Annotated in this window: 18 protein-coding genes and 2 pseudogenes; 5 read left to right on the forward strand and 15 right to left on the reverse strand. The window is 58.1% G+C overall.

The genetic code is table 11. The annotated features are described in order from the left end of the window. Positions 1 to 576: 576 nt before the first annotated feature. The 15 genes and pseudogenes from QZ190_RS10060 to QZ190_RS10130 all read right to left on the reverse strand — a co-directional run bounded on the left by QZ190_RS10060 (position 577) and on the right by QZ190_RS10130 (position 16,550). Positions 577 to 2,262 (reverse strand): hypothetical protein, encoded by a 1,686-nt coding sequence (locus QZ190_RS10060; RefSeq protein ID WP_291915661.1) that lies wholly within the window; start codon positions 2,260 to 2,262, stop codon positions 577 to 579. 96 nt (positions 2,263 to 2,358) lie between these two features. Next, positions 2,359 to 2,958: a tetratricopeptide repeat protein gene (locus QZ190_RS10065; protein WP_291915663.1), complete on the reverse strand. Its 600-nt coding sequence runs from the start codon at positions 2,956 to 2,958 to the stop codon at positions 2,359 to 2,361. A gap of 10 nt (positions 2,959 to 2,968) precedes the next feature. After that, entirely contained in the window at positions 2,969 to 3,148 is a 180-nt protein-coding gene (locus tag QZ190_RS10070; RefSeq protein WP_291915665.1) for a hypothetical protein, read from the reverse strand. Between the two features lie 12 nt (positions 3,149 to 3,160). Continuing rightward, a complete protein-coding gene (locus QZ190_RS10075) occupies positions 3,161 to 3,790 on the reverse strand; it encodes a hypothetical protein (protein WP_291915667.1) in 630 nt (209 codons plus the stop codon). 460 nt (positions 3,791 to 4,250) lie between these two features. After that, positions 4,251 to 4,376, reverse strand: a pseudogene (locus QZ190_RS10080) (cell division protein FtsZ); the annotation flags it as partial. A 555-nt stretch (positions 4,377 to 4,931) separates the two neighbouring features. Beyond that, positions 4,932 to 6,158, reverse strand: a pseudogene (locus tag QZ190_RS10085) (VIT domain-containing protein); the annotation flags it as partial. A 211-nt stretch (positions 6,159 to 6,369) separates the two neighbouring features. Further along, complete coding sequence (locus QZ190_RS10090; RefSeq protein WP_291915668.1) at positions 6,370 to 6,786, reverse strand: helix-turn-helix domain-containing protein; 417 nt, start codon at positions 6,784 to 6,786, stop codon at positions 6,370 to 6,372. A 530-nt stretch (positions 6,787 to 7,316) separates the two neighbouring features. Continuing rightward, positions 7,317 to 8,528: a D-mannonate dehydratase ManD gene (gene manD, locus QZ190_RS10095; protein ID WP_291915670.1), complete on the reverse strand. Its 1,212-nt coding sequence runs from the start codon at positions 8,526 to 8,528 to the stop codon at positions 7,317 to 7,319. 3 nt (positions 8,529 to 8,531) lie between these two features. Further along, positions 8,532 to 9,929, reverse strand: coding sequence for a mannitol dehydrogenase family protein (locus tag QZ190_RS10100; RefSeq protein ID WP_291915671.1), 1,398 nt, complete (start codon positions 9,927 to 9,929; stop codon positions 8,532 to 8,534). Positions 9,930 to 9,979: 50 nt separating this feature from the next. Next, entirely contained in the window at positions 9,980 to 11,032 is a 1,053-nt protein-coding gene (locus tag QZ190_RS10105; RefSeq protein ID WP_291915673.1) for a malate/lactate/ureidoglycolate dehydrogenase, read from the reverse strand. An 81-nt stretch (positions 11,033 to 11,113) separates the two neighbouring features. Beyond that, positions 11,114 to 12,640 carry a UxaA family hydrolase gene (locus QZ190_RS10110; RefSeq protein WP_291915675.1) on the reverse strand — a complete coding sequence of 509 codons (1,527 nt, stop codon included), beginning with the start codon at positions 12,638 to 12,640 and terminating at the stop codon, positions 11,114 to 11,116. 9 nt (positions 12,641 to 12,649) lie between these two features. Continuing rightward, a complete protein-coding gene (locus tag QZ190_RS10115) occupies positions 12,650 to 14,044 on the reverse strand; it encodes a TRAP transporter large permease (RefSeq protein ID WP_291915677.1) in 1,395 nt (464 codons plus the stop codon). Between the two features lie 25 nt (positions 14,045 to 14,069). Continuing rightward, positions 14,070 to 14,645, reverse strand: a complete 576-nt coding sequence (locus tag QZ190_RS10120; protein WP_291915681.1) for a TRAP transporter small permease — start codon at positions 14,643 to 14,645, stop codon at positions 14,070 to 14,072. 105 nt (positions 14,646 to 14,750) lie between these two features. After that, positions 14,751 to 15,746 (reverse strand): sialic acid TRAP transporter substrate-binding protein SiaP, encoded by a 996-nt coding sequence (locus QZ190_RS10125; protein ID WP_291915683.1) that lies wholly within the window; start codon positions 15,744 to 15,746, stop codon positions 14,751 to 14,753. A 78-nt stretch (positions 15,747 to 15,824) separates the two neighbouring features. Beyond that, complete coding sequence (locus QZ190_RS10130) at positions 15,825 to 16,550, reverse strand: FadR/GntR family transcriptional regulator (RefSeq protein ID WP_291915686.1); 726 nt, start codon at positions 16,548 to 16,550, stop codon at positions 15,825 to 15,827. Positions 16,551 to 16,775: 225 nt separating this feature from the next. Here QZ190_RS10130 and QZ190_RS10135 point away from each other — a divergent pair, with 225 nt between their 5' ends. From QZ190_RS10135 to aroB, 5 genes are all read left to right on the forward strand, one after another. Then, positions 16,776 to 17,891 carry a mandelate racemase/muconate lactonizing enzyme family protein gene (locus QZ190_RS10135; RefSeq protein ID WP_291915688.1) on the forward strand — a complete coding sequence of 372 codons (1,116 nt, stop codon included), beginning with the start codon at positions 16,776 to 16,778 and terminating at the stop codon, positions 17,889 to 17,891. Next, positions 17,888 to 18,637 (forward strand): SDR family oxidoreductase, encoded by a 750-nt coding sequence (locus QZ190_RS10140; protein ID WP_291915690.1) that lies wholly within the window; start codon positions 17,888 to 17,890, stop codon positions 18,635 to 18,637. Before QZ190_RS10135 ends, QZ190_RS10140 begins: the two co-directional genes overlap by 4 nt. A 30-nt stretch (positions 18,638 to 18,667) precedes the next feature. Then, a complete protein-coding gene (locus QZ190_RS10145; RefSeq protein WP_291915693.1) occupies positions 18,668 to 19,426 on the forward strand; it encodes an SDR family NAD(P)-dependent oxidoreductase in 759 nt (252 codons plus the stop codon). A 26-nt stretch (positions 19,427 to 19,452) separates the two neighbouring features. Then, positions 19,453 to 20,316, forward strand: coding sequence for a fumarylacetoacetate hydrolase family protein (locus QZ190_RS10150; RefSeq protein WP_291915695.1), 864 nt, complete (start codon positions 19,453 to 19,455; stop codon positions 20,314 to 20,316). An 81-nt stretch (positions 20,317 to 20,397) separates the two neighbouring features. Continuing rightward, entirely contained in the window at positions 20,398 to 21,525 is a 1,128-nt protein-coding gene (aroB, locus tag QZ190_RS10155; protein ID WP_291915698.1) for a 3-dehydroquinate synthase, read from the forward strand. The last annotated feature ends 3 nt before the right edge of the window (positions 21,526 to 21,528 follow it).

Genomic DNA, 21,528 nt, shown 5'->3' on the forward strand with positions numbered 1-21,528 from the left:
AGTTGGTTGTTGGAGTACATGTGTCCACGATCTGTTACGTGGACACGATGCTCTTAGATCTGGGACCGACTTGCCAGATGGGATGGCCGGACGCTTACGGAGCATGTGCATTGCGCAGGTGTGCCTCAGGGTATGGGGTGAGATGCGTTTCTTGAGTCGGCGTCAAGGTGAAGAGGGTGTTGAGTGATTCCCATGGTGATCTCCTGAAGTGGGATCACCAGTGAAACTCTACGGAATAACTATGTCCAGACATTCAGTTGGCCATCTAACCGTGACCCGCATCCTGCGGGCCTGATGGCCATAACAGGAAAACCAACTGCGCATAGTTGTCACCTGAGCATAGAGGCTGAGAGCGGTCCTCGAGGCTTTTGACATGACGAGCTGATACCGCTAACAAGAGGTCACCTTGAATATTCTCTGTTGCACGTCAGCCCGCTATGCAGGTTTTTAAGTAAGGAAATGTTCAGCCTGCACTCTCAATCCATGGGGAGCCGCTCCATCAGGTCTTTCATTGTCTGGTGCGCCAGGTACTTCCCGTCCAGGATGTCTTCGATAATCGTGGAGAACTGATCAAGCTCATAACGCTGGTACTTTGGGCCATCTAGATGCGGGGATTTTCGCCTTGTAATTCTTTGTCAACCATTTGAGGTCTTCTACCCAGTGCTGCCGCGCTAGCTCGTTGGTCTCTTTCGCACCCTGGAAGCCGATGTTCCAGCTGAGGTGATACGCCATGCATCTTACTCGCTGAGGGCTTTTGCCTTCACCCCATTGGCGCATGTAATCCGGCGAGCCAACCTTTGGCAATTGCTTAAAAGAGCAACTGATGATGCTGCGCAGTAACTCACGCCGCTCGTCAGCATCGTCGATACCGCTCAAGCCGACGTGATAGTGCAGGGCCGTCAATGGAGTGTTGGATCGAAAAGCGGGCGGTGGTGGCGCGATTTCTCCGCCATGTTTGGCCGGGTCATATTCGCCAATTTCAATTTCGTCAGATTCTTTGACAGCTTTGCGTTTGCCAGCAGATTGGACCAGCTCGCCAATTCTGGACTTAAGGGTTGCATTTTCCTTGAGCAGAAAGTCCTTGCTGCTGGATTCTTCCTGCTTTTCACCCTCGCACTCCTCAAGTAGGGCGTTCAAACGTTTTTCTTCTTTGCGTAATTCAAAGTTCTTGTTCTTCAGACTAAGTATCAGAGCCTCATCGCGCTTCACGGTTTTTTCACGCTCCTTGAGATCGACCTCACGCAGGTTCAATTCTTTGGTCGTTTTGTGTAGCTCTGTGCGTTGCTGGCGCAGTTCAGTCAGTCGCTCTGCATGCTTGGCTTGTTGCTCATCTTCCTTCGCCTGGATGTTTTCGGCATGAACTTCAATTTGTGCAGCTTCATCATCAAGTTGTGCTGCGCGCTCGCGAAATGCAGCAAGTTCCAGCGATACCTCATCCAATTTAGAGGTCAGCGCTTCTAGGTCACTTTGCTTCTGGGTCAATGCGGCAGCTTTAGCATCTAGCTCGGTTGCGCGCTCTGAGAGCAGCTGATCCCATTCTGAGATTTCAGCTTCGCGTGACTTCAATGTCTCGTCCACGCATTGCCTTCGAACCATGTCAGCCTCACGCTCGCTTAAGGCTCTTTCAAGCTGTTCCAAATGAGCCTGGCGATCTTCGATTTGCTTTTGCCGTATGTCAAGCGATACATGCGATTCATATTTTGAGATTTGCGGCTTGATGACGTGCTTCCAGTTCTGCTCCCGGGTATGCAAATCCATGGCCTGCTGCTGAAACTTTTGCCTCTCTTGAAGAAGCTTTTCGGATTTTTCAGACAGCTTAGCTTCCCGATCTAGGTATCCACGGTCCTTTTCATCGTAAATTGCGCGCAAGCGCTGGAGCTCATTGGCCTTAGCATCACGCTCTGATTTAGCAGCTGCAATTTCTAGAGCGAAAGCCGCTGCGGTTTTTTGCAGTTCTGCAATCGTGGTGGAAGTTTGAGACTTCTGATCTGAGGCTGTACGCTTGAAGGATTCGAACTCTGTCGCTTGCCGAGCAATTTCAGCCTGGCTCTGTGCAAGCTCCATATTCAAGGCGTTGTGGGAAACAGAGCCATCAGCGACAGCTTTATTCAGCTGTGCCACCTGTTGTTCGAAAGCTAGCTGGCTATTGGTGAGCGTTGAGAGTGAGTACTCAAGGCGGGTGACTTCATTGGTTTTCTCAATCAGCTGCTTCTTCAGTTGATTGATTTCGTCTTTCCCAAAAAAGTCATCCAGTAAGCCCATTCATTTCTCCTTCAATTGAAGCGTATCTTTCCAGCATTTATTTGATCTGGAAATGGAGGGTAATTTAATTTCCCCTTGCGGACCGCCCTTAATCCACTACGGTATGCACCGTGTCTTTTGAAAAGAATTAGCACGCTTGATGGCTTCAGCCTTCTGGGTGTGCGTTAATGACTTTTCAACTTGTGGCAGCAGGGAAAGCAGTTGCTGCTTATTTTTCACATCAGTGGTGTACTCGCCATAAAGTACGTACCACTTGTAAGCCTCAATGACATTTGTCTGTGTACCCACACCTGAGAAGTACATCCCAGCAAGATTGCCCATAGCATCGGCATCTGCATGCAAACCTTGCATTGCGGCTTTTTCAAATAATCTAAAGGCACCAACAAGGTCTTTTTCGCCGCCGTGACCGTTAAGCATCATTAGACCCAAATTATTTTGGGCCGTAGCGTTGCACTTAGCTGCAGCAAGTCGGTAGAGCTGCCTCGCTTTGATCAAATCCGTTTTGACGCCTAAGCCCTGCTGGTATAGCCTACCCAAATTTCTAGCCGCATCAGGATCACCAGCATTTGCTAGCGGTTGCCATTCCCTTGCCGCTCTAGAGTAATCCCCACGGTTAAACGCATCCACACCATCTTCAAAAGTGGCGAAGGCAATCAGCGGAAGTGATAGCAGTAGTGACAGTAAAACTTTTTTCATATGTCAGACATCATTTGGTTTTGGAGGCGATCAGGTCAACGACGAAACCAATGATCAAAAACAAAACAAGGTAAGGCAATGCGTACCCTAATATTTCGGTCGGATAAGTGATCTTGTAGTTGGCTGCAGAAATGCCTCCAATGATGAGGCCACCTGCGCCAAGAATTTTTGTCCATTTGAAATTATTCATTTTTAAATTCCATCAATTTAGTTTTCTACAAATCAAAGGCTCATCGAAGCCCTTCACAACTAACTTGTACGTATCGCCATTACGCAATACCAATACGTCTGGTTGAAGTTCTAGTACTAGCTGGAGAGTCAGTCCTGTCACCTCATAGATGTTGCCTGACGTAGTCTTGAAAATCCTCCCCATTTGTACTGTTCCACTGATACTGCCCTGAAGACTGGTTTCCTCGAAAACCTCCCATTTCCCACCAGCGGTTGCACTTGACAAAGGGGCGCTTTGTCGCTTCGATGATCCGGAAATGGATTGGACATTCAGTGATTTTTTGCCAACAATTAATTTGCCTCTGCTTGGGCAAATGATGACCGATGGGCTGTATTCGTACATGTATTCGTACTCGTATTTCACCTCCCAAACTGATCCGTCGGAGAGTTTGAAGATTTCTCCGTTATTTCCCATGAATGGCGAAGGAGATAAAACAGTTGATTGATAACAGTTTTGAGCACTGGCTAGAGTTGAGGCTAGGGCAATGCTGACCAGCATCAGAAATTTAGTTGTTCGCAACACCATAGTTTTTCCTTCTCCTAAATTTGTCGTTCGTTTATCAGGCATATCATCTTTGCCGGAACGCTGAGGTTTAACTTGCATGGGGCTCACCGTGTGAGCCACCCATAAGGCATCAGCTTGAATTCTTGGGGCTACCAAGGATGCCTTTCACTTTCGATGCGATTCGTGTAAGTATTGACCAGCCATTTATCTGACCCCAGTCAGTCAGTCCCAAGGAAGGCAAAAGGGCTGCAATCTTGTCACTAGCGGCCGCCTTTGTGTCTTCGTCGATTGCCGCGATTTGACCTTTTAGCATTCTTTGGGCATGTCGCTCAAGCGTGAACTTTCCGCCAAGTTGAGTAACGAGCCAATCCAACAAAAGGGCCCATGCCTGCTCGTTGTTTATTGAGTCATCGACGATCAATGCCACCAGCTTCTCAATATCAGTGTTCTTCGCAAGGCTTGATACGAATGCAATCGCGGCAGAAAAATCTGCGCTTGTGACTGCTGAGCCGTTAAAGCAATTGAGCAAAGCTTCAGGCGTTGGAGAGGTTTTTTCGTCGTCTGGTTGCTTTCTCAGGAAGGCTGGAATTTCGAAATCATCCATGCCGCCCGAGGCCAGTGAGTCAACTTTTGATGCGCGGGTGCGGCTGGTTCGCCAAAGCACTGACGTTGACAAGCTTTCATAGCTGACTGACTCTTGAATCATCGAAGACCTTTTGATTCGGTATGCGGTTGGAATCGATCCAACACTTCCAAATCCGCTGTGCCCTGCCGCTTGCATTTGTTCGATTTGTTGTTGCGATGGCAATCCGTTTGCCTTGTCTTTTTCTGCACGAATGTGAACCAGGAACAGATTGCTTTGTTTGCTCACCAGTTGGTACTTCAGTGCAATGGCCAGCGATTCTTCAGGCGAAGTCGCCGACGCCATTTGCTTGGCTGCGCCCAGCCGAGCCAAGGCTAGATCTTGAACTTCGCTGATGGATTCAGGGGTTGAGCTGGTAAATTGTCCGTCAATTGCCCATGTCAGCTTTGGGGCGCTTTGGGGCGCTTCAGAGAATCTGGCAAATATATGCACGGTCTCGCCGTCGTAAATTTGTGCAGGTAACGGCGACTGCCAATCAGGATTGCCATTCCACTCAACCTTCAGTTGTGCAGCCTGTGCGCCACGCATTCTGCGGAACATTCGCATGATCGCTGCTGAAATATCTTCGTTGGGGGATACGAGCTCACAGGCTCCACCGGTTTTTTCTGCCAAGTCCCGCAGCAGGCTCTCCGCTGGTGAGCTGCCCACACCGATTGCGAAGACTCGCTGACCAGCCTCTGCGCTCGCTTTAACCACGGCCTCGACGTCCCAAACGTCGCCGTCCGTGATCAGCAGCACGCTGGGCTTGTGGATCGCGAGACTCGGTCCTTCGATATCGTTGAAAGTTGAAATGAGGGCATCGTTCAATTCAGTGCCACCCAAATTTGCTTCTGTCTTCGAAATGGCAGACGCCACGAAGTGGACTGTTGCCGGAGTACATGTTCGAAGGCTGCTTAGATCGTGACTCACATCATCGCCAAAGCGACTGTATGAAATCAGGTCGTCAGAGTTAAGTTCTTGCAAGATGCTGTGGATCGCGGACTTGGCCGCTTCAATACTGTCGCCTTGCATTGAGCCCGAGCAATCCACCAGAATTTTCATCATCAACGGTGTTGCTTCGTGCACGGGTAGTTGTGGGCAGAAACTTGCCAGCACCATCTTTTGATCACCATCTGGTGCGGTTACAGCAAACGAATGACCAGCCAGTCCTTCGAGGTTCAGAATGAAGTCTCGGTCCAACATGCCACCGCTTTCAAGTAACACTGCAAGCCCATGTTCAATTGCCGTGGTACTGACCTTATGGCTGGGGCACGTTAGCTTGGCCTTGGCAATTTGCCCCAAGATGTCTAACTTGAGGGTGAGTGGGTACTCTGCCATGGGGTTGACCGAGTCCGTCTCATGCACTGCAAGTCCACCTGACTGATGTGATTCTCCGAATCTTGGCGCTATGACAGTGGGAATGCACAAGCGCACCTGGCCTTGCTCAAATCTCAGAAGCTGAGCGTATTCGATCTCAATGGCGACTTCTTCTTTGTCCTTGAGGTTGCCCAGGTTAGCGGTGTAGAGCCCCGAAGCAGACTGTTCAACCATCACTGGCGTGTCACCGTCATTGATGGCTTTTTCATATTTCTTGGTGGCTTTTTTCTTTTCAATGACGGTGGCTTGTAGCCGTTTGCCAGCGATCTCAACGTTCAAGCCCAAAAGCGTGGCTCCCCAGGCGAGGGGGAACGTGTAAACGGTCTCCAGATTTTTACCCGTGTCATTGCGGTACTGCTGCTGGACCTTCATGCTCAGCAACAATCCTTCGAGGTTTCCGCTGAGGTGAACGGATTTGAGCGCGACGGTTTCACCGGTTGCGCTTTTAAAGCTGGTTTCTTGTGTCATTTGGGCTACTCCTGAATAGCTTGCTGCTGGCCGACGGAACGTACCGTCGAAAAAATTGGGTAAGGGGAGATGTAGATTGCGCGTCCCCTTGTTTCGCGCTAGCGGATGGCTGTGTTCGCAGTTGTTCGTTTAGGTCGATCAAACACGGCCCACAAAGCGGTTTCGCATCTACAAGGCTTGTCCCGCTCTGCGCATCATGACTTCGACCCTCTCAAACCCCATCGTTGTCTTTTCTCATCACCCGCTCGGCGGCCTGCATGACCTCGCGAACAAAAGCGCGAACTTGTTCTGGTGTCATACCTGCTTCCTCTGGTGAAATTTGGATCTCTAATCCTGGCGCGACGAAGAGGTGACTTCGCACTTCAATGGAGCCTGGTCGCCGCTGTCGTGTAGGAACTGGGGCATCGCCGCCCGCCATCACTTCCCGGATCCGTTCCAGCGACACGCCAGCTTCCGTGAGCTGCTTTACGCGCAGCAACTGGTCAAGGTGGTGGATGGTGTAGTGGGCGGCGCGAGTCTCGCCAATGGGGCGCTCGACCAAGCCCAACTGCATGTAGTACCGCACCGTCCTTTTTGTCAGGTCGGTGAGCGTGCACAGCTCGTCAAGGGTGAAGGTTTTTTCGCTCATGGCAATTGATCGGTTTTGTTACGGCATATTATTACACTAAAACTGTATAAGACAACTGTCAATAAAAACGGTCTAAATCACTTGTTTACAGACATAGGCGCATGCATGTGGAAGGGGTTTCAATTTCCGTTTACGGATTTGAACCGTCGACCGCAATTCTTCAGAACTAAACGTACTTGATGGAGGAGTTCCCATTGAGAGACGACACTAAATTGGGTATTGTTCGCAGGAACTAGATCAGGCCCGAAGGGGCTACTGTGAGGCTGTTTGCGCATTGGTTACACCCCACACCCCGATACATTGAAAGTCAACCCTAATTGGTTGGCTTTTCTGCTTGCTACCGCGTGTTTGCGCGGATTCTTTCGGACTTCGGGGTGAGCTATTTCTGCAACCAACCGGTAGGTTTTACTCTCCTTTTGCACTTTATCTCTGCGACCATGCCTGTTGCAGGCCGAAGTCCGGAAGGCACGCCCCGTACCTCTATATAAGACTCCTACCGCTGCAAAGCAGCCCCCTTTATTCAAAGGTCCTCACCAACTCCACAAAGTCCCGTCATGTTGCAGCCGATTCACCGGCAAATAAGCCCTTTGATACGGGTACTTGGCAGCCAGCTTCTCATCGATGTCCACCCCGTGGCCGGGTGACTCGCCGCAGTGCATCATGCCGCGTTCAAAGCGCCAGGCGTGCGGGAAGACCGAGAGCATTTCTTCGCTGTGCGGCATGAACTCTTGCACGCCAAAGTTGGGCACCCAAGTGTCGAAGTGCAGGGCCGCGCCCATGCACACGGGTGACAAGTCGGTTGCGCCGTGGCAGCCGGTGCGCACCTGGTACAGGCTTGCCAAGTCGGCGATGCGGCGCAGGTGGGTGATGCCGCCTGCGTGGACCACGGTGGTGCGGATGTAATCAATCAGCTGTTTTTCGATCAGCGACTTGCAGTCCCAGATGCTGTTGAAAATCTCGCCCACCGCAATCGGCGTGGTGGTGTGGTGGCGTATCCACTGGAAGGCGTCCTGGTTTTCGGCGGGCGTTGGGTCTTCCATCCAGAACAGGCGCATGGGCTCCAGCGCTTTGCCCAGCTGGCCCGCTTCGATGGGCGTCAGGCGGTGGTGCACGTCGTGCAGCAAATGGATGTCGGGGCCGACGGCTTCGCGCACGGCTTCAAACAGGCCGGGCGTGTGGCGCAAATACTTTTCGGTGCTCCAGTCGTGCTCGCTGGGCAAGTTGCCATCAGCGGGCTCGTACAGGCGGTTGGTGCCGCTCACACCATAAACCTTGTTCAGACCTGGCACGCCGCTTTGGGCGCGGATGGCCAAGTAGCCTTCTTCTTTGTGACGCAAGACTTCGTCCACCGTTTCTACTGTGTCGCGGCCGTTGGCGTGGCCGTAGACCATGACCCCGGTGCGGCTGCGCCCGCCCAGCAGCTGGTACAGCGGCATGTTCGCCATCTTGGCCTTGATGTCCCACAGGGCGGTGTCCACGGCGGCAATGGCGCTCATGGTCACCGGGCCGCGCCGCCAATAGGCGCCTTTGTAAAGGTATTGCCAGATGTCTTCGATCTGCTGCGGGTCGCGCCCGATCAGGCAGGGGATGACGTGGTCTTCGAGGTAGCTGACCACGGCCAGTTCGCGACCGTTGAGCGTGGCGTCGCCCACGCCATAAACGCCTTGGTCGGTTTCAACTTTGAGGGTGACGAAGTTGCGGCCGGGGCAACAAACGATGACGCGTGCGGCAGTGATTTTCATGGCTCAGGCCTCGGTCAGTTGCTGGACCGCATGGTCCACGCCGTGCTGCAGGATGTGTTGGTGCCAGTGCGTGACGCGGGCGATCCAGCCTGCGTGGTGGGGCAGGGCGCTGCCCCACAGGTCTTCGCGGCCCAGCAGGGCGCGCATGCAGGCCTCGGGCTCGGTGCGCTGGGCAGCGCCCAGGGCCATCAGGCTGGTCGCTTGCGGGTCGTTCAGGGCGTAGGCCTGGCCTTGCTCGTCCTCGGCCAGCGTGTAGCGAACGAACACAGCCGCCGCCAGCGCGTGGTGTTCAAACGAAGCGCCTTGCGCGATCTGGCCCAGCACCGAGGGCGGCCAACGCTGCGGAATTTTTTGTGAGCTGTCGGTGGCGATCTGGTGCACGCTGTGCTTCAAGTACGGGTTGCCAAAGCGCGCAATCAGAGCGTCCCGGTAATCGGCCCAATCGCTGCGACTCAGGTGGGGCGCGACTTCTTGGCTCATGAGGAGTTGCACGAAAGTGCGGATGTGCGGCACACCAATGCAGCTGGCAATGAAGGGCTTGCCCGTGATGGCACCCATGAGGGCCATGGCCGTGTGGCTGCCGTTGAGCATGCGCAGCTTGGCCTCTTCGTAGCTGTGCACATCGGGCGTGACGCGCACGCCCGCGCTTTGAATCAGGGCGGCGTCAGACGGGTCGGCAAAGCGGTCTTCGATCACCCATTCCCAAAAGCCTTCGGTGCTGAGGGATGCGTCGTCGCGCAGGCCCAGCGCCTGGCTGGCGGCGGCCAGCACTTCGGCGGTGGCGGCGGGCACGATGCGGTCGACCATGCTGCACGGGAAGGCGCAATGCGTGTCCAGCCAGCGCAGCAACTCTGCGTCCTGAGGCGTGGCGGCGGCCTTGACCAAGGCCAACAACTTGTGGCCGTTGCCTTGCAGGTTGTCGCACGAGGCCACGGTGATGCCCGGCAAACCGCCTTGCTGGCGCAGGCGCAAGCCGTCCAGCAGCAGCTGGCCTAAAGCGGGGGTGTAGCCTTTTTCTGTGACGGTGAGCGTGACCCAACGGGTGCTGGGCGCGGCGATGGCTTGCACCACGGCATCACGCTCGGTGGCGGCCACATTCATGCGCCACAGGGCTCCGGGCACTTGCCACTTCACACCAGTGCCATCGGCCACGCGCACGGCGTACAGGCCGTCCTGCGCACGCAGCTGGTTCACCAAGTCGGGCCGCGTCATGCCGATGCCGTGAATGCCCCAGCGTGTGTCGCCCGCGGCCAGCAGATGGTCAAACACCATGGCCTGGTGGGCCCGGTGAAAAGCGCCCAGACCCAGGTGCACCACGCCAGGGGCGTAGCGGCCTCGGTCGTAGGTGGGGGTGTGGATGTCAGCAGGCAGCGATGCCAGGGTGAGGGCTGAGAGGTGCATGGGTGTCTAAGGGGGGCGTCTCAACGGGGAAGGTCGCGGTCAGTCAAAGTTCATCGCCCTGCCAGCTTTTTCTCAGAGTCTTCAATCTCGGCCCAGGTCGTGTCGTCGATCCAGATGCCCGATTGCTCGCGTTCGGCGCGGGCAGTGCGTTCGGGCTCGCCCGCCATCCGCACGCCGTCGCTGCCGGGGGCATCGGGGCTTTGGCGCAGCCAGTCGGCAAAGGCCAAGGCTTCCTGCTCGAACATGGCTTGTGTGCCCAGGCGCACCGGGTCGATCAGCATGGTCAACATGCCGTTGAGCACCGCGCGTTGGTGGTCGGCTTCTCGGTGCCAGGTGCCGCTGCCGGTGAGCGCGCCGCCCAACAGTTCACAAGCCACGGCCATGCCAAAGCCTTTGTGGTCACCAAAGGTCATGAGTGCGCCAAACAAACCATTGGACTGCGGCACCACCACCACGCCCGGGTCGGTGGTGGGGTGGCCGTGTTCGTCGATCAAATAACCGGGGGGCACTTGCTCGCCCTTGTTGTGGGCCACGCGCATCTTGCCTTGTGCCACGCGGCTGGTGGCAAAGTCCAGCACAAAGGGCGCGCGGCTGCCCATGGGCACGCCAATGCAGCAGGGGTTGGTGCCAAATCGGCCGTCGCCACCGCCAAAGGGCGCGACCACGGGGCGTGAGAGCACGTTCACAAAATACACCGACACGAGGCTTTGCGCCACGGCCATCTCGGCAAAGTGGCCGATGCGGCCCAGGTGGTGCGAGCGGCTCAGCGCTACGGTGCACACACCGTGCTGCTTGGCGCGCTCAATGCCCATCTGCATGGCCTGCACGCCGGTGATCTGGCCGTAGCCGCGCTGGCCGTCCAGGTTCAAAAGGGGCCCGGTGTCGAGCAATACCTTCACGCCCGTGTTGGGGCTCAGGCCACCTTCGAGCACCGCGTCCACATAGCGCGGCACCATGCCCACGCCGTGCGAGTCGTGGCCACTCAGGTTGGCCATGACCAGGTTGTCGGCCACCTGTGCGGCCTCGGCGGGGGCGCTGCCCGCTTGTTCAATGATGCGGGCGACTTTGGCGCGCAGCGCTGCGGCTTGGATGCGTTGGCTCATGCGAGTTCTTTCAAGAAGGTGAGTTTGTAGGTGCGCACCCCGTGCGCGATGTGGGGTGAGCCGCGAGGCGGGTCAATGGGCTCACATCACCGCGCCCACTTGCCATGGCACAAACTCGTTTTGCCCGTAGCCATGGCGCTCGCTCTTGGTGGGTTCGCCCGATGCGGCAGCGAGGATCATCTCGAAAATGCGCTGACCCATCTCGGCAATGCTCACGCCGCCGTCCACGATCTCGCCGCAGTTCAGGTCCATGTCCTCTTCCTGCTTTTTCCAAAGGGCGGTGTTGGTCGAAAACTTGAGGCTGGGTGAAGGGGCACAGCCATAAGCGCTGCCGCGCCCGGTGGTGAAGCAAATCAAGTTGGCACCACCCGCCACCTGGCCCGTGGCGCTGACCGGGTCGTAGCCGGGCGTGTCCATGTAAACAAAGCCTTTGGCGGTGACCGGCTCGGCGTATTCGTAAACCGCCTGCAGGTTGCTGGTGCCGCCTTTGGCCACCGCACCCAAAGATTTCTCCAAAATGGTGGTCAGGCCACCCGCTTTGTTGCCAGGAGAGGGGTTGTTGTTCATTTCGCCGCCATTGATGGCGGTGTAGTTCTCCCACCACTTGATGCGCTCGATCAGTTTGTGGGCCACTTCGGGCTTGACAGCGCGGCGCGTGAGCAGATGCTCGGCGCCATAAATCTCAGGCGTTTCGCTCAGGATCGCGGTGCCGCCGTGCTGTACCAGCAAGTCCACCGCCACGCCCAAAGCCGGGTTGGCGCTGATGCCCGAGTAACCGTCCGAGCCGCCGCATTGCAGGCCCACGGTGATGTGCTCGGCGCTGCAAGGCTCGCGGGTGATGGCGTTGGCGCGGGGCAGCATCTCTTCGATCAAGGCGATGCCTTTTTCGACCGTGAGGCGCGTGCCGCCCGAGTCCTGGATGTTGAAGACCTTGAGCGTTTCTCCCACGCGCAAGCTGCTGTGCGCCAGCCAGGTGCTGAGCTGGTTGGCCTCGCAGCCCAGGCCCACCACCACCACGCCCCAGAAGTTGGCGTGTGTGGCGTAGCCGGCCAGCGTGCGCTCGAGCAGCTGGATACCCAGACCTTCGGTGTCCATGCCGCAACCGGTGCCATGCGTCAACGCCACCACGCCGTCGACATTCGGAAAGCTGGCGAGTGCTTGAGGGTTGTTGCGCTTGGAAAAGTGGTCGGCAATGGCGCGTGCGGCGGTGGCCGAGCAGTTCACGCTCGACAACACGCCGATGTAGTTGCGTGTGGCCACGCGACCATCGCTGCGCTTGTAACCCATGAAGCTGGCTTGTTGGCGGGCGGGCTCGGGTTTCACGTCTTGGCCGATGGCGTAGTCGCGCTCAAAGTTGCCTTTTTCTGCGCCCATGTTCAGGTTGTGGGTGTGCACATGCTCGCCCGGCGCAATGGCCTGGTGCGCAAAGCCAATGATCTGGTTGTAGCGGCGCACCGGCTCACCCACGGCGATGGCGCGGGTGGCCACCTTGTGGCCCGGCGGGATCAGGCCGCGCACGGGCACGCCTTCGACGGCGCTGCCGCTCATGAGTTGGCTGCGGGCAATCACCACGTCATCAGACGGGTGCAGGCGGATGAAACTGCTCATGAAAAGTCCTCAATAAAACTGCTTGGGCAACCACAGCACCAGGCTGGGCATGTAGGTGATGACGGCCAGGCTGCCCAGCAAAGGGAACAGCCAAGGCAAGATGGCCATGGTGGTGCGCTCCACACTGAGCTTGGCCACGCGGGCCAGCACAAACAGCACCATGCCCATGGGCGGGTGCAGCAAGCCGATCATGAGGTTGAGCACCATGATCAGACCGAAGTGCACCAGGTCAATGCCCAGCTGCTGGCAAATCGGCACCAGGATGGGCACGAGGATGGTGATGGCGGCAGTAGGCTCCAGGAAGCAACCCACAAACAGCATCAGCGCATTGGCCAGTAACAAAAATACCCATGGCTCTTGGGTGAAGCCCAGTACCCAAGCGGAGATGGCGGTGGTCACGCCTGTGGCAGTCAGCATCCAGCCAAAAATGCTGGCAGCGGCCACGATGAACAGCACCGTGGCGGTCGTCTCCACCGTGTCCAGGCAGATCTTCACGAACATCTTGAAGTTGAGTGTGCGGTACCAAAAAAAGCCCAGTGCAATCGCCCAGACACAAGCGGCAATCGCGCCTTCGGTGGGGGTGAACACGCCAGTCGTCATGCCGCCAATCAGGATCACGGGGGTCATGATGGGCAACACGGCCTGAAAGTTGAAAAACTTGTCGGCAGCAAACAAAACGATCAGGGCTACCAACACGGTGAGTTGCGGCGGCGTGCCCATGGCCGTGACCAGCCACCAGATGGACAGTGGCCAGCCCACCACCACAGCGGTTTCGGCCAAGGCTTTGATGACCTTGGGCCACTCAAATTTCACATCGGCGCCCCAGCCGTTTTTGTGCGCGAAATAGGCCACTGTCAGCATCATGAGCAGCGCCATCAAGATGCCGGGCAAGATGCCCGCGAGGAACAGCGCACCCACCGAGACGTTGGCCATCATGCCGTAGATCACAAAGGGCAGGCTGGGTGGAATGATGGGGCCCAGCGTGGCCGAAGCGGCCGTGACACCCACGGCAAATTCGGTGCTGTAGCCATGGTCTTTCATGGCTTTGATCTCGATGGTACCGAGGCCTGCCGCGTCGGCAATGGCCGTGCCGCTCATGCCCGCAAACACCACTGAGCCCACCACGTTGACGTGGCCCAGGCCCCCTTTGAGCCAGCCCACCAAGGCCAGCGCGTAGTTGTAGATGCGGTTGGTGATGCCCGCGTTGTTCATCAGGTTGCCCGCCAGAATGAAAAAGGGCACGGCCAGCAGCGGAAAGCTGTCGATGCCCGAGACCATGCGGTGAATGACCACAAAGGGGGGCGAGCTTTGGGTGAACAAGATGTAAATCAAAGACGCGCCCGCCATGGCAATGGCCACCGGGATACCGCCACTCATGAGAAAGAGAAAAATAATTTTCAACATGGGAAAACTTTCAGGAGGGGCGATTTCAGCGGTCGGTCATTTCGGATTCGGGGCGTTGCAGCACGGTGTAGCCGCGTTGCCAATGCACCTTGGCCACCCAAATGGAGCGCAAGCACATGGCGGCAAAACCGGCCATCACCACGCCATAAACGAGGTTCATGGGCAAGTCGATGATGGTCATCTTGTAGCTGCCCAGCTTTTGCATCATCTGGCCGGTGAGGAAGGTGGCGGCCGCAAAGAAGGCGATGCGCACCACATCGACCAAAGTGCCCATGGCGCGACCCATCCAGTCGGGCATGAATCGAAAGAAAAAGTCCACCTGGATGTGGTTGTTTTTGGCCACACCCATCGTGGCCCCCGTGAAGACGGTGGCAATGAGCAAATAACGCGCAATCTCTTCGGTCCACGAGGCCGAGTTGTTCAGCACGTAGCGTGTGAAAAATTGGTAAAAAACCGTCAAGCCCAAGGCCCAGAAGAAGGCCAGGGCCACCCAGGCTTCGATGGGTGTACCCGACAGATCGACGTCGTCATCGGTCGCGTGAAACTGGCCATCGTCGCCCATGACTTTGGGCATGGCGTCGAGGTCGGGAAGATTGCTCATGGGGTGTCCTGGGTGACGAGGAAGGCTGCTAATGTCCGCAGACCGAACGGGTTCCGTCCGGTCTGCGTTGGGCGGCTGAAGTTTCAGACCGCAAGATGCAGCGGCTTACTTGGCCGCCTGGATCTTGTCGAAGTCAGACTGCGTGAAGCCCATGCCGGTCAGGGGCTTGTTTTTCAGGACGGCATCCTGGAAAGACTTGCGGTCCACCTGCACCACTTGCAGGCCTTTTTTCTTGAACTCGTCCACCAACTCGGCTTCGCGGGCCTTGACTTTGGCCGATGCGCGCACAGCGGCTTCCTGGGTCACATCGGTGAAGATTTTCTTTTCGGCCTCGCTCAGCTTGTTCCAGACATGCGGGGCGATCTGGGTGGTCAGGCCGTCGACGATATGACCGGTGAGCATGATGGCTTTTTGCACTTCAAAGAACTTCTTGGCTTCGATCGTGGTCAAGGGGTTCTCTTGCGCTTCCACGGTGCCGTTTTGCAGGGCCAGGTAGACCTCGGCAAAAGCAATGGGCGTGGGGTTGGCACCGCAAGCCTCAGGTGTGGCGCGGTAGGCCGGCACATCGGGCACACGGATCTTGATGCCCTTCATGCCCGCGCAGTTGGTGAAGGCTTTTTGCGCGGTGGTGTGGCGTGCACCGTAGTAGGTGTAAGCCGTGACCTGGATGCCGGTGCGGGTGCGGAATTCACTCACCATTTCCTGGAACACGTGGCTCTTGGAGTAGGCAATCAGGTGGTCGCCATCGCGGAAGATGAAGGGGTAGTAGGCGATGCCAAAACGGGGGTAGGTGCGTGCCGCAAATGAGGGGCCGCTGATGATCATGTCCACTGTGCCCAAGGTCAACCCTTGGTTGATGTCAGTTTCCTTGCCGAGAGTGGAGGCCGGAAAGACCTGGATGTCGAACTTGCCGTTGCTGCGTTTTTTGATTTCTTCGGCGGCCCACACCGACTCGGTGTGGAAGGGCTCGGAGGTCTCGTAGACGTGGGCCCACTTGAGTTTTTGCTGGGCCTGCACCGCAGTGCTGCCGAGCACGGTCATGGCGCCCACGGCAAAAGCGCCGACGGTGGCCAGGGTTTTCAGGGTCAATCGCTTGCTCATCAAAGTCTCCTCGTTGGTATTGAAAAAATGCTGACGCGGGAAAACTGCATGCCTTTAGCGGACCATCTCAGGGGTGCGCTAACGGGCAGGCGCGCGGCGCCAGCTCGCGCTGTATCTTTTATGGGCTTGTCGCAGGTGTTTTTGCATGGCCTTGCGTGCGGCGCTGGCGTCATGCGCCTCAATGGCCAGCAGCACCTGCTGGTGCTCGCCAATGGCCGCTTGCCAGGATTCGGGGTGTTCAAAATAGTCGCCCAGCCGCTCGAACAGCGGGCCGTTGCGCGCTTGCCAGTAGCGCTGCACGGTGTCGAGCAACACGCTGTTCCCGCAGGCCTGGGCAATGGCTTCATGAAAAGCTTCGTCGCCTTCGCGCGGCACCTGGTCGCGGGCGGCTTCGAGCTTCATTTGTTGCAAGCCGGATTTGATGGCTTTGAGGTCGGCTTTTTGGGCGTGCGTGGCTGCCAGCGCGGCCACTTCGGCCTCCACCAACAAGCGGGCACTCATCACCTCCAGCGGGCCCCAGTCGGCCGGGGTGTTGGCATCGGTTTCAGTGGGGGTCGACTTGTTCGGCAGCTCGGTGCGTTGCACGTAAATGCCGGAGCCCGTGCGCACCTCGATCATGCCCTCGACCTCCAGCGCAATGAGGGCTTCGCGCACCGAAGGGCGGCTCACGCCCAGTTGCACCGCCAGGTCACGTTCGGCCGGCAAACGCGAGCCCAACGCGAACTCGCCGGACGCCATCAATTGCCGAACTTGTTCGGCAATCTGGCGGTACAGGCGTTGCGGGGCCACGGTTTGCAAGGGCATGGGGGTGATCAGGGATAACGTGAATTGGACAAGTGGTCAGACCAGTTGCAGAATCATCACATGTTCAAAAGCCATTGCAACTCCGCACAAACCCGCATGGCGGCTGTCACACAAACGACGTGCGGCGCAGCAGGTGTGTCGCATGCTGCAATGCCTTGAAGCACTTGCTGCACCTTGTGTCGCGGCTGCCGATTTTTTCTACTTCACCTGATCCTGTCGCCCCACATGCCCCCCGTCACCATTGAACGCGTGAGCCTTCGGCAAGTGAACTTGCCGCCCAAGGTTTTGCGCACCGACGCGATCCAGTCCTTTGTGACGCAAGAGACGATTTTGCTCACGCTGCACTGCAGCGACGGCATCGCAGCCACGGGCTACGCCTACACCATTGGCACCGGCGGCTCGTCGGTCATCGCCTTGCTCAAGGACCACCTGGCTCCGCGCTTGATTGGTCGCAACCCGGTCCTGGTGGAGGCGATCTGGAAGGATTTGTTTTTTCACACCCATGCCACCGCTGTCGGGGCCATGACCAGCCTGGCGCTGGCCTGTGTGGACACGGCTTTGTGGGACTGGCGTGCCCAAAGCCAGGGCCTGCCGCTGTGGCAGTTGCTCGGCGGTGCGCAAGCGCGTGTGCCGCTCTACACCACCGAAGGCGGTTGGCTGCACCTGTCGCCCGAGGCCTTGGTGGATCAGACCCTGGAGGCGCAAGCCCAAGGCTTCAAAGGGGCCAAGATCAAGATCGGCAGGCCCCATGTGAGCGAAGACGTGGCGCGCTTGAGTGCTGTGCGCGATGCGGTGGGGCCGGGCTTTGACTTGATGACCGATGCCAACCAAGGCTTCAACCGCGCCGAGGCCGTGCGCCGGGCACGGGCTTTTGACGGCCTGGGCTTGGCGTGGATGGAGGAGCCCCTGCCCGCCGAAGACGTGTCGGGCCACCGCCAGCTGCGCGAGCAGACCCCCATTCCCGTGGCGGTGGGCGAGTCGATGTACCACCCCATGCAATTCCGCGAATATCTGGAGCAGGGCGCGTGTTCGATCGTGCAGCCCGATGTGGCGCGCATCGGCGGTATCACGCCCTGGATCAAAACCGCGCACCTGGCCGAAACCTTTGACGTGGCGGTGTGCCCGCACTTCTTGATGGAGCTGCATGTGAGCCTGTGCGCTGCCGTGCCCAATGCCACCTGGGTGGAATACATCCCTCAGCTCGACGACATCACCACCTCGCGCATGCAGGTGCAGGACGGTTTTGCCATCCCACCGGATGCCCCCGGCTTGGGCATCGCCTGGGACTGGGCCGCCATCACTGCAAGACAAGTCACCCAACTGGAGATCCAAGCACCATGAGACTCAAAGGAAAAATCGCACTGGTCACCGCCGCTGGCCAAGGCATTGGCCAGGCCGCCGCATTGGCCATGGCCGCCGAGGGCGCAACGGTCTATGCCACCGATGTGAACGCCGAGCTGCTCAAGTCTTACCAAGGCGTGGCCAATGTGCACACCGCCGTGCTCAATGTGCTCGACAAAGCCGCCATTGCCGCGCAGGTGGCCAGCCTGCCGCGCATCGACATCGTCTTCAATTGCGCAGGCTTTGTGCACAACGGCAACATTGAATTGGCCACCGACGAGGACTGGGAATTCGCCTTCAATCTGAACGTGCGCTCGCAGTTCTGGATGATCCAGGCGGTCATTCCCAAAATGGTGGCGCAGTTCGCACAAACCGGCCACGGCGGCAGCATCATCAACATGGCCAGTGTGTGTTCCAGCGTGCGCGGCTTGCCCAACCGATTCATTTACGGCACCAGCAAGGCGGCGGTGATTGGCCTGACCAAAAGCGTGGCGGCTGACTATGTGCGCCAAGGGGTGCGGTGCAATTGCATCTGCCCCGGCACCGTGGACACGCCCTCGCTGCAGGACCGTATCAACAGCTATGCCGACCCGGTGCAGGCCAGGCAAGACTTCATCAACCGCCAGCCCATGGGCCGTTTGGCGCAGGCGCACGAGATCGCGCCCATCGTCACCTTCCTCGCTTCCGACGAATCCATCTTCGCCACGGGCAATGCCTACATGGTGGACGGTGGCATGACCATCTGAAACACCCCATTGAATGACTGAAAGCCACACATGAATTTGCTCGACATGAAAGGCCGCCACGCGGTCATCACCGGTGGGGCCACTGGCCTGGGTTTTGCGATTGCGCAGCGCATGCTGGCCTCGGGCGCACGCGTCACCATTTGGGACCGCGATGCCGCAGGCATGGCCCAAGCCGCCGAGCAACTGCGCCAAGGGCAGCTGGGCGCGGTGGTCAATACCGTGCAGGTCGATGTGGCCGACCATGCTTCTGTTGTAAGCGCCACCGCACAAACCACGGCGCTGGCAGGCGTCGATGTGCTGGTCAACAGCGCGGGCATCACCGGCCCCAATGTCAAGGTGTGGGACTACCCGGTGGACGCCTGGAAGCAGGTGTTCGATGTGAACGTGCATGGCCTGTTCCATTGCTGCCGTGAACTCAGCGCCCATATGAAGGCGCGCAACTACGGCCGCATCGTCAACATCGCCTCGGTGGCGGGCAAGGACGGCAACCCCAACGCCAGCGCTTACAGTGCGAGCAAAGCGGCCGTCATAGGCCTCACCAAATCGCTGGGCAAAGAACTGGCCGATACGGGTGTGCGCGTGAACTGTGTCACCCCGGCGGCTGTGAAGACGGCGATTTTTGATCAAATGACGCCCGAGCACATCCAGTTCATGCTCTCCAAGATTCCGATGGCCCGCTTTGGCGAGCCCGAAGAAGTCGCCGCCATGGTGACTTGGCTGAGCACCGAAGAATGTTCCTTCTCCACCGGCGCGGTCTTTGACCTGTCGGGTGGCCGTTCCACTTATTGATTTTGTTCAAGCACTGAAAGGTATTTATGAAACTCGTTCGTTATGGCCAACCCGGCAAAGAAAAACCCGGTCTGATCGACGCCGAAGGCCGTTTGCGCGACCTGAGCGGTGTGGTCAAAGACATCTCGCCGGACCAACTGAACGACAAAGCCCTGGCCAAGCTGGCCAAAGTCAAGACCGACAAGCTGCCCCTGGTGCGCGGTAAAAAGCGTTTTGGCACGCCCATCTCGTACACCAGCAAGTTCATTGCCATCGGCTTGAACTATGCCGACCACGCTGCAGAAGCGGGCATGCCCATTCCGGCCGAACCGATCGTGTTCACCAAAACCATCTCCTGCATTCAGGGCGCGAACGACGACGTGATGCTGCCCAAAGGCTCGAAAAAAACCGACTGGGAAGTCGAGCTGGGCATCGTCATCGGCACACGCACCCGTTATGTCACGCAAAAAGATGCGCTCAACCATGTGGCGGGCTACTGCGTGGTCAACGACGTGAGCGAGCGTGAATACCAGCTCGAGCGCGGCGCCACCTGGGACAAGGGCAAGGGTTGCGACACCTTCGGCCCCGTGGGCCCTTGGCTGGTCACGCGCGACGAAGTGCCCAACCCACAAGCCCTGGGCATGTGGCTCGATGTGAACGGCGTGCGCTTTCAAACCGGCAACACCAAGACCATGATTTTTGGCGTGGCCAAGCTGGTCAGTTACGTGAGCCAGTTCATGACGCTGGAGCCGGGCGACATCATCACCACCGGCACGCCACCCGGTGTGGGCATGGGCGTCAAGGTGGACGGCAAGCCTGCGCCTGTGTATTTGAAGCGCGGCGACGTGATGCGTTTGGGCATCGACGGCCTGGGTGAGCAGACCCAAAAAGTGGTGGCCTTCAAACTCTGATGCACCCGTTTGGACACATGGCCAGGGCGACGAGCTCTGCCATGTGTCCACTCGCAGCTCCAAACCCCTACACTTGGGGGCATGTCCGAGTCCACATCCACACCCCAAACCACACCCATCCAAACGGTCGCCATTTCGCTGGACGACCGCAGTTACGACATCCAGATTGGCCAAGGCCTGCTGAGCCGCCCCGACACCTGGGCTGGCCTGCCCAAGGCGACAACGGCGATGATCGTGACCAACGACACGATTGCTCCGCTGTACGAGGCCGCTTTGCGCAGCGCCATCGCCCCGCATTACAAGCAAGTCCACACCGTGGTGCTGCCCGATGGCGAGGCGCACAAAGACTGGCCCACCCTGAACCTGATTTTTGACGCCCTGCTGGGCCAAGGTTGTGACCGCAAGACGGTGCTCTTTGCATTGGGTGGCGGCGTGGTGGGTGACATGACCGGCTTTGCGGCGGCCAGCTACATGCGCGGCGTGCCCTTTGTGCAGGTGCCGACCACGCTGCTGTCGCAGGTCGATTCGTCGGTGGGCGGCAAGACGGCCATCAACCACCCGCTGGGCAAAAACATGATCGGCGCGTTCTACCAACCCATGCGCGTGGTGTGCGACCTGAACACCCTGACCACCTTGCCCCCGCGTGAGCTGAGCGCGGGCCTGGCCGAAGTCATCAAATACGGCCCGATTGCCGACATGGATTTCTTGGGCTGGATCGAGGCGAACATCGACGCCTTGATGGCACAAGACCCGGCCGCAATGGCGCACGCCGTCCAACGCAGCTGCGAGATCAAGGCTTGGGTGGTGGGGCAGGACGAACGCGAAGCGGGCCTGCGCGCCATCCTGAATTTTGGCCACACTTTTGGCCACGCCATCGAGGCAGGTTTGGGTTTTGGCGTGTGGCTGCACGGCGAAGCCGTGGGCTGCGGCATGGTCATGGCGGCTGAACTCTCGCAGCGCCTGGGCAAGGTCGATGCGGCCTTTGTGGCGCGCCTGCGCGCCATCATCGAGCGTGCGGGTTTACCGGTGCGCGGCCCTGTGATTGACGCGGCCGACAACGCAGGCCATTACATCGAGCACATGCGCCTTGACAAAAAAGCCATCGGCGGCGACATCCAGTTTGTGGTGATCGACGGCCCCGGCAAAGCCTCTGTGTGTGGTGCGCCCGACGCGATGGTGCGCGAGGTGATCAACGCCTGCTGCGCCTGACCC

Origin of the sequence: Limnohabitans sp., assembly GCF_017848645.1 — a bacterium.
Taxonomy (GTDB): Bacteria; Pseudomonadota; Gammaproteobacteria; order Burkholderiales; family Burkholderiaceae_C; genus Limnohabitans_A.